Raw genomic sequence first — 12,946 nt, 5'->3', positions numbered from 1 at the left:
CTTTCCTCTCAGCCCACGTTTTTTGGGCACCCCTAGTAGTGTTCAAACTATTTTATTATTCAATATGAGTGTAACAAAAGGAAATAAATTTGTCACGGTTTTTATTAAAATTCTTAAAATATTTTGGTGGAATGGGAGGTTGAAAGGGATGTACGATTATTATTCGTACCATGATCCTGATACGTTTAATGTGCCGGATTGGTCAAGTGTTCCACGAACATGGGAAAGAGCACTTGATTTGGTAAAAGGGCCGGAGCCAGATATGTATGAATGTTTTATCCATCGCGACTATCATCCTGCCAATGTGCTATGGCGTGAAGGATCCGTCAGTGGTGTTGTGGATTGGGTAAACGCCTGCAAAGGACCACGTGAGATCGATGTCGGACATTGCCGAGTAAATCTGGCCATGCCGTACGGGTATGAAATGGCTGAAGCATTTTTGCGGGCTTATCAGCAGTATGCCGATATGTGTTATAATCGATATTGGGATATTATGGCATTAATAACCTTTTTGGATGGCCCGCCGGAAGTATACCCCGGCTGGGAGGCGTTTGGCATGACTGATCTGACCAATTACCTGATGGAAGAAAGGTTGGACTATTTTGTGTTACAATTGATAAAATATGTGAGCATCGAATAAATCAATTGATATGTCGCATAAGCTCATGAAGAAGAGATGGGAGGCGTTTGTATGAGCAGAACTGGTGAAATTGTATTAACTGTTATTGGTGCACTCATTTATGGTTTTTTTGCTTTAGTCGGCGGATTCATGGTATGGCTTTTTAACAATGAAGCCGCCTGGGATCAGGCAGAAGAGGAAATAACACAACAGAATCCTGAACTTTCAGCGGGTAATATGGAGGCTGCTCTTGAAATGTTACAGGGCGGCGGCTGGTTTCTCGTTGTCCTTTCTGTTCTTGGACTTATTTTAGGTATTGTTTCCATCGTACTCGTGAAAGGTAATAAAAAGCCAAAAGCTGCAGGAATCATTTTAATCGTCACGTCAGTGCTTTTTGCTATCATCACCTTTGGCGGGCTAATATTCAGCGGAATATTCTATCTGATTGCCGGCATTATGTGCCTGGCACGGAAAGCACCCCCGCAAACGGCAACAACGGAATAGCGGAGAAAAAGAGTGTCTGTTAACCTAAGTAGTTCACTTTTGATATAGAAAAACTGAATTAACAAGTCAAATAGCATACCAAATCGTATAGTGGTTGGTATGCTATTTATTATTAAATCAAAGAAAGCCGATACTTCTGAAACACCCGGTAAACCATTTATGCACTAATTTACCTCTATATGGAATTTTTCCAATGCTTCTTTTCGTTCCTGAGTTTCCTCCATACTTTTTTAATGCTGTCTCTTAAATTATCAGCAATTGCTTCTTTTGTACTGGTAAAATGAGTGAACGTAATGAAAACAATAAAAAAATCAGTATCACTACTGACCATACAACGTTTTTTCATTGTTGACCTCCATTTTTTAGTGGGAATGTGTTAAAAATAAACTATATGTAAAAGTATGTACTTCCTGTTTATTGATATGTATAATGGTTAGGAATTAATTTTTCGAATATTTACAATCAGGTGTTCTATCCGTTATATTTATAAGGGATAGCTTACGGTTTTTTGAACTTAATGAGGAGGGTCAGTGAGATGAAGGAAGATAATGTACCGAGCAATGATTCCAGATATAAAGCTGCCAACCGGGAAGCCTTAATTGGCGTCGGTCTGGTTGTTTTCAATTTTGTCTGGTGGTTTGCATTTGCGTATGGACTTGGCGGCAAGGACCCATCTGAATATACATATATTTTCGGATTGCCTGCATGGTTTTTTTATAGCTGTGTGCTTGGGGTTATTGTGATGGCGGTCCTAGTGACGATTGTGGTGAAAAAGTGGTTTGTCGAAGTTCCATTTGAAGAGGGAGAGGAAAAATGAATTGGCAGGCGTTAGTTCCGTTAATTGGCGTTATATTGATTATATTTGGTGCCGGTGTATGGGCCGGTAAGTATATTAAATCGTCCAATACCTTTATACAGGATTATTTCCTTGGTGGCAGAAGTCTTGGCGGATTCGTTCTGGCAATGACGATGACGGCGACCTATGGCAGTGCCAGCAGTTTTATCGGTGGCCCGGGTACGGCATATACCGAGGGGCTCGGCTGGGTGCTCCTTGCCATGACGCAAGTGTCGACAGGTTACTTTGTCCTGATGGTATTGGGTAAAAAATTTGCGATCGTGACACGTAAATATAAAGCACTGACAATGGTTGATTTTTTGAAAGAACGATACAGGTCTAAATGGGTTGTCTTATTCTCAGCGTTCAGCATCATTATCTTTTTATTTTCAGCCATGGCGGCCCAGTGGATTGGTGGCGCCAGGCTGATTGAGTCATTAGTTGGCATACCGTATACGACGGCATTATTTATTTTTGCGTTACTCGTCCTCATTTATGTTGTGATCGGCGGTTTCCGGGCGGTAGCACTGACGGATGCGATCCAGGGGACGATTATGTTTGTCGGAACACTCATACTGCTGGTTGCAACCATTATCGCAGGGGGCGGACTTTCCAATATCATGTCGGATCTTGCCGCGGAAAATCCGAATCTGATTACGCCCTATGGTGCAGAGGGTACGCTCACACCGGCTTTCGTGTCATCATTCTGGATACTTGTCGGCGTCGGGGTGGTGGCCTTGCCGCAGATTACCGTCAGGGCGATGTCCTATAAAGATTCCCGTTCGATGCATCGTGCCATCATCATCGGCACGGTCGTTGTCGGTGTCATCATGCTGAATATGCACTTGATCGGTGTACTGGCCCGGCCGATTTTACCGGGAATTGAAGTGGGCGACAGGGTTATGCCGCTCATTGCGCTGGAAGTTTTGCCGAACTGGCTGGCAGGTTTTGTGCTGGCGGCCCCGATGGCAGCGATCATGTCGACAGTCGATTCATTGCTGCTGCTGGTGAGCTCATCAATTGTCAAAGATGTTTATCTCAATTACATCGAACCGAAAGCATCGCAAAATCGAGTGAAGGGGCTCAGTATTGGTGTGACAGCGGTACTCGGAGTTATTGTATTCCTGATGGCGCTCAACCCGCCTGATTTGATCATCTGGCTGAACCTGTTTGCATTTGGCGGACTTGAAGCGGCATTTATTTGGCCGATTGTGATGGGACTGTACTGGAAAAAAGGCAACAAATACGGTGCACTTGCCTCAATGTTAACCGGTGTCGGGCTGTATATTCTATCGGATACATTTTTCCCGCAGCCGTTCGGACTGCACTCGGTTGTGCTGCCGGTGGTGGTGTCGTTCTTTGTTTATGTGTTCGTGAGCTTGGGGACACAGGAAAGAGTGATTGAGCAGGAAACGTGATACCTGTATAGAAAGAAAGCGAAAATAGTTACAACAGTCTGCCCTGGATTGAAGCTAATTTGCTATGTAGGCAGTGGGGAACAAATTATTTGTTATATTTTCCATTAAAAAGCAGTGAGGTGTATAATGAATCGCATTATGGTGATGGGCATCTCAGCTGGTGTGGGTGAAAATCTACATTTGCAAAGGAATTAGGAAAATTATTGAACATCGAAGTTTACCATCTTGATGGATTGTATTGGAAGCCTGGTTGGGTAGAAGCCCCACCAGAGAAATTTGCGGGAGCTCAACAGGAAATAGTCACAACGCAACCAGTGGATTATTGAAGGAAATGATAGCAGCACATATGGTATCCGTGCAGAAAAAGCGGATACCATTATATATCTGGAGCTTCCGCTAATTGTTTGCCTGTACAGAGTTTTCAAACGCTGGATCTTGCATATCAGCAAAACCCGGCCTGATATGGGCGAAGGATGCAAGGAAAAATTGGACTGCACGTTCCTGAAGTATATTTGTACCACTTATCATTCCCGTAAGAAAAAGATGAGGGAGAGACTCAGGACTTTCAACAGTATGGGACCGGAAAAAGCAGTTGTTATGCTGATGAATAAAAAGGAGATTAGCGCATATTTTGAAGGAATGAACAGTGTTGATAACTAAGAAAAAGCCTTTTCATTCCGTACTCTTGCAGTGTGTTCATATGGAAAAATTAATCTGATAATAGTAAAATGGAAGTATATAACTTTTGGATGTGGTGGCTGTGTCAATTCACGCAAAGTTAATGGATAATCGTGAAAGAATATTAATGAGTGCCAGAGAACATGGTGTTCAAAGCTTAAAATTGTTTGGGTCAGCTGCCAGAATGCAGGATCAGGAAAAGAGTGATGTTGATTTTCTTGTAAGCCTTGAAGATGACAGAAGCCTGTTTGATTTAATCAGGTTCAAACACGATGTGGAAGATATTCTGCACAGAGATGTTGATGTGGTGACGGAAAATGCTATTCATCACAGTATAAGAGATGAGATATTGAATGAGGCGAGACCGCTATGAAACACGATCGTGTGTATTTGACTCATATTTTGGAGTGTATTCATAGTATTGAAAGTTATTTACCGAACGGGAAAGCAGATTATTTCAACTCTAAAATGACGCAAGACGCTGTCATAAGAAATTTAGAAATTATCGGAGAAGCAACAAAACAAATTTTCAAAGAACTGAAACTGGAAAATAGTGATATGCCATGGCGGGAAATGGCGGGGCTAAGGGATATACTCATACACGAATACTTTGGGGTGGATAATGAAATCGTTTGGAATGTTGTCGAGAAAGAACCCCCAAAACTAAATGAAGATATAACAGAATTATTGAAGAGCTTATAAGCTGCCAGCGGAAGGACAGCTTATTTTTTGATTTATAAACCCTTGTAACGCAACCGGTATGTTATGATGGTGTCAGTAAAAAAATAATCATGGGGAGTGTCGTTACTTGACCAAAATCGGGTTCGTACGTCATGGCGTTACACGCTGGAATAAAGAAGGAAGAGCACAGGGGGAGTTCTGATATTCCGCTTGATGAAGAGGGTTTGGAGCAGGCACGTTCACTTGCCGAACGAATCGAATCCGGTGAATGGGATGTTTTGTATTCCAGTGATCTGCTGCGAGCTAAGCAAACTGCGGAAATCCTGAACGTTAAACTTGAGACTGAAATGTATCTGGATTCCCGGCTCCGTGAAAGAAGCGGCGGACTCATTGAAGGAACGACAGAAGAAGAACGGGTTCAAAAATGGGGCGCTGACTGGCGAGAACTGGATGTCGGATTTGAAACGCATGAAAGTATTATTTCCAGAGGACTCTCGTTTATTGAAGATATCAGTGCACAGCATCAAAGTCAAAAAATATTGATTGTGAGTCATGGTGCATTCATCAAGCGACTTCTGAATGAACTCTTATCTGATTCACCTATTGAAGAATCTCTGAAAAACACCTCCTTGACTTGCCTCATAAGACGTGAAAACTGCTGGCACAGTGATTTGTTTAACTGTACAGCTCATTTGTTAAAGGCCGACACACTTGAAATGTAGTTTTTTAGGGGGGCTGGATAACTGCACTACCGAAGAAAAACCTTAGCAAGCGGATCGAGTATTCTCTGACAGAAGAAATACAGCCGTTATATGCGGCGTTTTGAGAGTGATGAAGACAGGGACTTTTAACTGTGGGATGGATGTGACATGGTGGAAAAAGAGAAGCTGATCAAAAAATACGATAAACATGTCAACATGTACAAAGGAATTTGCAACCATCGCATCTTTGATCGTTGGAGGCTTCATCTTTTAGCAAATTCTTTTGGCAGCGTTTCGGAAGTTGGTGTTGGTATTGGCGCAATCAGTTCCAATCCAGTTTTGTGATCAGATATCATACTTGTGATTAGACCTCATATGCTTGTTTTCGCGCTCGCTTCTATGCTTTTCTGTACACAGCCATATTGCGGGTAAAACGGCACATCTTACGTTCCCGCCCCTCATGATCCGCTGGAGCACTTGTGCAGTCAGCGTATGTGACTAAAATCAAGTCGCAGGAGAAAAATGTCAAATGAGAATTCTTTATAAACAACCATTTTTTTGATATCATCTCTATAAATAAGAGGTGGTACGCCATGGAATTAAACATATTAAATAAAAAAAGTGGAAAGCTTGGTCTGTATATTTCGCCATTGATTATTGCGGTATTGTTATTTGTTAATTTGTATATGATTATTAATCACAAATCCATTGTCACAACGACGGTGGCCACGGTTTCTGCCGTGTTACTGGTATTTTTATTATTTTGGTCCATAAAATCCATTTTTACAGTGGAGAAGTGATGGGCTCGCTTTATACTGGAAGTACAAGTCTAAAATGTATTTACAGAGGATGCCAGTGCGGCACCCTCTTTTTATGAATTTGCTTTAGCTCGTTCTTCGGCAAAACGCACAAAATAATCCAATGAACCCTGATTGCTCAATGAACCTTTATTGACAACTTCATCAACTGGTTTGCCCATCAATATTTTTTTGATCGGGATCTCAAGTTTTTTGCCGTTTAATGTTTTCGGCAGGTCCGGCGCTTCATAAATGCCGCTTGGAACGTGACGTGGAGAACAGCTCGACCGGATTTGATGTTTGATCGTTTTCTTCACGTCATCGGTCAGTTCTTCGCCGTCCTTCATCAGGACAAACAGTGGTGTATCGGAGTCGCCATCACCTTTAGGTACATCAACAATCAGGCTGTCACTGACTTCGTTGACATGATCAACGGCACGATAGATTTCGCTTGTGCCGATGCGGATGCCACCACGGTTGATGGTAGCATCAGACCGTCCGTAAATGACACATGTATGCCGGTCGGTGATTTTTAAATAATCACCATGTCGCCAAATCCCCGGGAATACGTCAAAATAACTCTCGCGCAGACGGCTCCCATCCGCGTCATTCCAGAAATAAATCGGCATGGATGGGAACGGCTCGGTCAGGACGAGCTCACCGACTTCTTCAATTTGCGGGTTGGCATCATCGTTATAGCTTTCAATCTTAGCACCGAGCCCGCGACACTGCAGTTCACCCGCATACACCGGTAAAATTGGCACACCGAGAATAAATGCCGTGCAGACATCGGTCCCGCCGCTTGCTGAAGCAATCCATAGATCTTTTTTCACATGATCATAGCACCATTGGAATCCTTCCGGCGGCAGTGGGGAACCGGTTGAGCTGATACTTTCGAGATGGCTCAAGTCAAATTCCACCCCGGGCACCAAACCATCTTCCTTCATGCAGGTGGTGATGTAGCTTGCACTTGTCCCGAAGACCGTCATTTTCGTATCCTGGGCAAATTGCCACAGCATTCGTTTATCCGGATAGGTTGGGTTGCCGTCATATAAAATAATGGTACTGCCAGTCAGCAGCCCGCCGACAAGGAAATTCCACATCATCCAGCCGGTGGTCGTGAACCAGAAGAAACGATCGTCTTTGCCAAGATCTGCATGGAAAGTCAATGCTTTCAGATGCTCCAATAAAATACCGCCCTGGCTTTGTACAATTGGTTTCGGCTTGCCGGTGGTCCCTGAGGAAAATAATACCCAAAGTGGGTCATTAAAATTGACGTGCTCATACGTCAGTGTACCCGATTCGGCAAGTGCGTCTTCCCATAAGGTAACATTTTTCAGCCGGCTGGTATCAGGATGCTCATTCAAATAAGGGATAGCGATGGTCGCTTTCAATGTCGGCAGCTCTGACTGGATATTTTCCACCACATCAATCCGGTTAAAGTCTTTTCCGCCGTAACGGTAGCCATCAACAGTCACCATCACTTTCGGCTCGATTTGTTTAAACCGGTCAATGACACTTTGCGTGCCAAAATCCGGAGAGGCACTCGACCAGATGGCGCCAAGGCTGGCTGTCGCCAAAAAGGCCACAATCGACTCATAGATATTGGCAACATAAGCCACAACGCGGTCACCTTTTGCGACCCCAAGACTTTTTAGTGTTTGCTGCATTGCCGCAGTATCCTGGTACAGCTTTTGCCACGTTATCTCCTGTGTCTGGCGTATTTCTGAGGCGTGTATAATGGCCGGTGTATGCTCATCCCGGTCCCGGAAAATATGCTCGGTGTAGTTGATGGTCGCTTCCGGAAACCATTTGGCACCGGGCATTTGATGAGATGTCAGGACGGTTTCATAGGGATCTTTAGCCTGAATATCAAAGTATTCCCAAATAGAGGCCCAGAAATCCTCCAGTTCATTGACAGACCATTTCCAGAGCGAGTGATAATCTTCAAATTTTAAATTCTTATGTTCGCTTAGCCAATTCATATATTCATAGATTTTTGATTGTTTTTTCCGATTTTCATCCGGCTCCCATAGCAAGGTACCTTCTTTTATGTCACTCAAATTCCCGCCTCCTTCTTTTTGATAACACTTAAGTTCATTATATGAAACCGTTTTCCATATGTAAAGGCAATCATCATTTGAACAGGCCCACTCAGTGAAACAACCAGTTGAGGCAGCTGTTTGTCGTTAAAAACCGTACAGTGAATTTTTCAAAGAATTTCATGGAAGAAACCATGGTGACAGAAAAAGTCCCGGACAAAAGGCCTCCGAGACTTTTTCAAATATGTCAGTCTGCAATGATGCATTATTTGCTAATCCGGTCATGCTCAGCAAACCTAACAAAAGTAAGTTCATCCTCAATCAGCCCGCACGATCCGCATTGTATCTTGTACGCTGGGCCACTGTAGGTTATATGGAAAACTTCCGGCTGGCTGTCTGTATAATCATTTATCATATCGCCGGTCTGCGGATCCAGCTTCACAGGTTTGGCTACTTGTTCGATAATGTTAAACCTCGAACGATTCGTTTTGCAGTTTGGGCAAAGGTATTGTTGCGTCACGAAAGACACCTCCAGCCCTTACTATTTCGGATTTACGGTTTTTCATTCATGAAGCCTATGTAAACCACCGCTTGACTTTCCCAAAGAAAGATTCATCTGCTCCAGTGTTTTCCTCCGTTTTTTCACCTTCATCATCAATAAAAATATGTTCTTTGTCAATGGCATAATCATAAGCAAGCACTGCGCCGATGTCAGTATCGGCTTCCTCATTAGTGACCTCTGTATAGGCGATATTGTATTTATTGGCCAGTGCTTTTTCTTCCTTGAGAAATTTATGTGAAACATCTCCGTTCATCAGTAATTTGGCATTTTTATTGACTTTCATGGCTTCTTCCAGACTTGCAAGCCCCTTATCTGACATGACCTGACCTTTTGTAAGGGCAATGACAATCCGCTCTCTGATCGTTCCTAAAAATCGTTTTCGTTCCGAGCGTTTCGTTTGCCGGGAACCGTAAATGCCTTCCGTTAGATAATCATCCACACTCTTTTTTGCCATAAATCTGCCTCCTTGTTATTCATATATCCCGCCTTAGGCACAGTAAGTTCCAGTTGTATGGAGGTTTAGAAGCAAAACGAAAGTCTGGAGCAACTACCTTAAAGGTCTGATTTTGTTCGGGGCTGCACGATGAAGGTACAACGGTGTTACAACAGGACTTTCAAAAATTTTTGTTCCTTTTCATCAGAGAAAACCGTTCCATTGAATGTAGTTTCACTCTATACGTAAATTATATATGATGAACAATCGACCTGCAAAAACTAAAATTAAAAGTGCCCCGGTTAACCAGGGCACTTTTGTCACGACTTTCGATTTTTGACACGATTTTCGGCTGCACGGCTTCTCGCCTGTGCTTCTTTATCATCAGGGTCAGCAAATTCTTCGGAAAACTCGACATCCTCACCGTCCGTTTTGGCATATTTCGGTGTCTGTGCCAAACGGGGTCTTCCTCTGCGGTTCGTGCGGTGTTCATCTCTGCCCATCTCATCCACCTCATTTAAAATCATTTTCGGGGATAGTATGTGCAGAAATCACTGTTTTATTGCTGGCAATTGGACATGATCAATGAAATTCCACGTCAATTTTCTTCTTGTCATCTTTCGTCAATTTCGGCATCCTGACTTCAAGTACCCCATTCTTATATGTGGCTTTAACACCCTCTTGGGATACCGGACCGGGGAGTGATACTGATCGGTGGAAACTCCCTTGGTAGCGCTCTCTCCTGAACATATTGCCGTCATTTGTTTCGTTTGTTTTGTTGATGGAGCCGCTGATCATTAACATATTATTGTCAATATCGATATTCACATCTTCTTTGTTTTCGAGACCTGGAATATCACACGTGGCAACAATTTCATTTTCTGTTTCATGAACGTCCACCTTGATACCGCCAAAGCTGTCTTCATTGGCAAACCTTAATGGAAAATCCGAAAAGAATCGGTCAAACTCTCTACGCATGTTATTTAATTGTCTAAATGAATCAGATGGCAGCAGTGCCATTGTTTTGACCTCCTTGTAGCTTAATTCAACGTTAGTATTTCAAAACTATGAGCGAATATACATCACTTGGCCATCCGTTCATTCAGTTTGGGGAATTTCATACTGCTGTTTCTGGCATGCGGCTTCCAACAGCTGTAACACAATAGGCTCAGCGGCGGTCGCCACCAAACAGATTGTATAGCCCATCGGCGATACTTCCCTCACCTTTGTCGGAACCGCCTTCCTGAGGGGCTGAGGCAAATACGCGACTCGCAAGACGGCTGAATGGCAGTGATTGCACCCATACAGTTCCAGGTCCGCGGAGTGTTGCAAAAAACAAGCCCTCACCGCCAAACAGGGCCGTTTTGACACCACCGACAAAAGCGACATCATAATCAACATCCTGTGTCATCGCAACAAGGCATCCGGTATCGACCCGCAATGTTTCGCCGGGCGCGAGTTCTTTTTTGCGCATAGTCCCACCTGCATGGACAAATGCCATCCCGTCGCCTTCCAATTTTTGCATAATGAAGCCTTCACCACCGAAAAATCCGGTGCCAACTTTTTTCTGGAATTCTACCCCAACCGACACCCCTTTGGCAGCAGCGAGAAAAGCATCCTTTTGACAAATAATTTTACCATCCAATTCGCTCAAATCCATTGGCATAATTTTACCCGGATATGGTGAGGCAAATGATACGTGTTTTTTGCCGGTACCTTCATTTGTAAAGGTTGTCATAAATAGACTCTCCCCGGTGATAACGCGCTTTCCAGCACCGAGCAGTTTTCCCATCAGACCGCTTCCCTGATTGGAAGACCCATCACCGAAAATGGTCTCCATCCGAATGCTGTCATCCATCATCATCAGACTGCCTGCCTCAGCAATAACCGTTTCCTGCGGGTCAAGTTCAACCTCGACAAATTGCATGTCATCTCCGTGTAGTTCGTAATCAATTTCGTGGTTATTCAATTTATCCATCCCCTTTATGTTTATTATTAGGTAACTACGTGGAAAATAATGAAAAGATTCACCTGTATCTGCAAATAATTATCCAACTTCTTTCATATACTACAAAAGTATACTTATGTTTAAAATACTGGAATCAACTTGATAGGAGGATTTTGATGGCACTTAATATTACCCAAAAATTGATAAAAGATCATTTGGTTGCCGGTGAGATGATACCAGGGGAAGAGATTGGCCTAAAAATCGATCAGACACTGACCCAGGATGCAACCGGGACACTGGTCATGTTGGAACTTGAAGCGATGGAATTGGACCGGGCGAAAACGGAAGCATCAGCGCAATATGTCGATCACAATTTGATTCAGGAAGACAGCAAGAACCCTGATGATCATCTGTTTCTGGAAAGTGCAACAAGACGGTTTGGACTGTATTATTCAAGACCTGGGAATGGTGTGAGCCATCCTGTACATATGCAGCGATTGGCTAAGCCGGGAAAAACACTACTCGGATCAGACAGTCATACGTGTGCCAATGGCTGTATGGGGATGCTTGCAATGGGGGCAGGCGGGATAGATGTGGCGATGGCGATTGCAGGTGAGCCATTTTACGTGAAAATGCCAAAAGTCTGGGGTGTCAAACTGACCGGAAAACTTCCTGACTGGGTCAGTGCGAAAGATGTTATCCTTGAGCTTCTGCGCAGACATGACGTAAAAGGCGGGGTCGGAACAGTTATTGAATATTTCGGACCGGGGGTTGAAAATTTAAGTGCCATGGACCGCCATGTGATCGCCAACATGGGAGCAGAACTTGGTGCGACAGGGACGGTTTTCCCGTCTGATAAAGAAGTCAAACAATTTCTGAAAGCGCAGGAACGTGAAGACGACTGGATTGAGCTGACGGCAGATAAAGGGGCAACGTATGATATTTTAGAAGAAGTCGATCTGTCGGAGTTAGAACCATTAATCGCGAAGCCGTCCAGCCCAGGAAACGTTGTACCCGTCCGGGAACTTGCCGGCACACCGATCTATCAGTCATATATCGGGTCATCCGCCAATCCTGGCTACCGTGATTTTGCAATTGCTGCAGAAATTGTCAACGGTGAGCGTGTTGCTGATGGTGTCTCATTTGATATTAACCCGACATCGAGACAGATGCTCACGGACTTAGTCAAGGAAAGTCACATTGCCAGTCTGCTTCAGGCGGGGTCACGGATGCATCAGGCAGGGTGCAATGGCTGTATCGGCATGGGGCAGGCACCGGCGACAGGCCGTAACAGCCTGCGGACGACCCCAAGGAATTTTCCTGGACGCTCCGGAACACGAGAGGACAGTGTTTTCCTATGCAGCCCGGAAACCGCGGCAGCATCAGCACTGACAGGGGAGATTACCGATCCGCGTACGCTGAAGAAGGATTACCCGAAAATTAAAGAGCCAAAACATGCTGAAGCCAATATGAAGTTGCTGGATGAACCACTGCCATATGAACAGGCGAAAGACGTTGAATTGCAAAAAGGCCCAAATATCGCATCCATTCCAAAAATGGATGAAATGCCCGACCGGATGGAATTGCCGATATTACTGAAAATGGGTGACAACATTTCAACTGATGAAATACTTGCCGGTGGCGCACGTGTGCTTCCATACCGGAGTAATTTGCCGGAAATCAGCAAATTTACGTTCGAAATCATTGATGAGACGTACTACAAACGTG

General features: G+C 44.0%; 15 protein-coding genes and 2 pseudogenes. 11 read left to right on the top strand and 6 right to left on the bottom strand.

Features of this window, described 5'->3' with window-relative positions; all coding sequences use genetic code 11:
• Window positions 1-148 precede the first annotated feature (148 nt).
• From VK080_RS05580 to VK080_RS05535, 10 genes and pseudogenes are all read left to right on the top strand, one after another.
• Window positions 149-640 (top strand): aminoglycoside phosphotransferase family protein, encoded by a 492-nt coding sequence (locus VK080_RS05580; RefSeq protein WP_324223781.1) that lies wholly within the window; start codon window positions 149-151, stop codon window positions 638-640.
• 51 nt (window positions 641-691) lie between these two features.
• Window positions 692-1,123, top strand: coding sequence for a DUF4064 domain-containing protein (locus tag VK080_RS05575; RefSeq protein WP_324223780.1), 432 nt, complete (start codon window positions 692-694; stop codon window positions 1,121-1,123).
• Between the two features lie 535 nt (window positions 1,124-1,658).
• Window positions 1,659-1,940: a YhdT family protein gene (locus VK080_RS05570; RefSeq protein WP_324223779.1), complete on the top strand. Its 282-nt coding sequence runs from the start codon at window positions 1,659-1,661 to the stop codon at window positions 1,938-1,940.
• Window positions 1,937-3,376, top strand: a complete 1,440-nt coding sequence (gene panF, locus VK080_RS05565) for a sodium/pantothenate symporter (RefSeq protein WP_324223778.1) — start codon at window positions 1,937-1,939, stop codon at window positions 3,374-3,376. Before VK080_RS05570 ends, panF begins: the two co-directional genes overlap by 4 nt.
• Window positions 3,377-3,502: 126 nt before the next feature.
• Window positions 3,503-4,036 (top strand): annotated as a pseudogene (locus tag VK080_RS05560) (topology modulation protein).
• Between the two features lie 100 nt (window positions 4,037-4,136).
• Window positions 4,137-4,427 carry a nucleotidyltransferase family protein gene (locus tag VK080_RS05555; protein ID WP_324223777.1) on the top strand — a complete coding sequence of 97 codons (291 nt, stop codon included), beginning with the start codon at window positions 4,137-4,139 and terminating at the stop codon, window positions 4,425-4,427.
• Window positions 4,424-4,756, top strand: a complete 333-nt coding sequence (locus tag VK080_RS05550; protein ID WP_324223776.1) for a DUF86 domain-containing protein — start codon at window positions 4,424-4,426, stop codon at window positions 4,754-4,756. Before VK080_RS05555 ends, VK080_RS05550 begins: the two co-directional genes overlap by 4 nt.
• A gap of 106 nt (window positions 4,757-4,862) precedes the next feature.
• Window positions 4,863-5,457, top strand: a pseudogene (locus tag VK080_RS05545) (histidine phosphatase family protein).
• Between the two features lie 147 nt (window positions 5,458-5,604).
• On the top strand, window positions 5,605-5,781 hold the full coding sequence (locus VK080_RS05540) for a hypothetical protein (protein ID WP_324223775.1): 177 nt from the start codon (window positions 5,605-5,607) through the stop codon (window positions 5,779-5,781).
• 248 nt (window positions 5,782-6,029) lie between these two features.
• On the top strand, window positions 6,030-6,236 hold the full coding sequence (locus tag VK080_RS05535; protein ID WP_324223774.1) for a hypothetical protein: 207 nt from the start codon (window positions 6,030-6,032) through the stop codon (window positions 6,234-6,236).
• Window positions 6,237-6,307: 71 nt separating this feature from the next.
• Here VK080_RS05535 and VK080_RS05530 read toward each other — a convergent pair whose 3' ends face one another.
• From VK080_RS05530 to VK080_RS05505, 6 genes are all read right to left on the bottom strand, one after another.
• A complete protein-coding gene (locus VK080_RS05530) occupies window positions 6,308-8,296 on the bottom strand; it encodes an acetoacetate--CoA ligase (RefSeq protein WP_324223773.1) in 1,989 nt (662 codons plus the stop codon).
• Window positions 8,297-8,540: 244 nt separating this feature from the next.
• Entirely contained in the window at window positions 8,541-8,795 is a 255-nt protein-coding gene (locus VK080_RS05525; protein WP_324223772.1) for a DNA alkylation repair protein, read from the bottom strand.
• A gap of 55 nt (window positions 8,796-8,850) precedes the next feature.
• Window positions 8,851-9,291 (bottom strand): YueI family protein, encoded by a 441-nt coding sequence (locus tag VK080_RS05520; protein ID WP_324223771.1) that lies wholly within the window; start codon window positions 9,289-9,291, stop codon window positions 8,851-8,853.
• Window positions 9,292-9,590: 299 nt separating this feature from the next.
• Window positions 9,591-9,773, bottom strand: a complete 183-nt coding sequence (locus tag VK080_RS05515; protein WP_324223770.1) for a YfhD family protein — start codon at window positions 9,771-9,773, stop codon at window positions 9,591-9,593.
• Window positions 9,774-9,852: 79 nt separating this feature from the next.
• Window positions 9,853-10,290: an Hsp20/alpha crystallin family protein gene (locus VK080_RS05510; protein ID WP_324223769.1), complete on the bottom strand. Its 438-nt coding sequence runs from the start codon at window positions 10,288-10,290 to the stop codon at window positions 9,853-9,855.
• A gap of 148 nt (window positions 10,291-10,438) precedes the next feature.
• Window positions 10,439-11,239 carry a TIGR00266 family protein gene (locus tag VK080_RS05505; protein ID WP_324223768.1) on the bottom strand — a complete coding sequence of 267 codons (801 nt, stop codon included), beginning with the start codon at window positions 11,237-11,239 and terminating at the stop codon, window positions 10,439-10,441.
• A gap of 155 nt (window positions 11,240-11,394) precedes the next feature.
• On the opposite strand from VK080_RS05505, the gene VK080_RS05500 reads away from it, so the two are divergent.
• A partial coding sequence (locus tag VK080_RS05500; RefSeq protein ID WP_324223767.1) for an aconitate hydratase occupies window positions 11,395-12,946 on the top strand: 1,552 nt, incomplete at its 3' end.

Origin of the sequence: Lentibacillus sp. (genome assembly GCF_035301925.1) — a bacterium.
Classification (GTDB): Bacteria; Bacillota; Bacilli; order Bacillales; family Amphibacillaceae; genus Lentibacillus.
The sequence above is the reverse complement of the archived record's forward strand: the minus strand, read 5'-3'. Positions and strand labels throughout refer to the sequence as shown.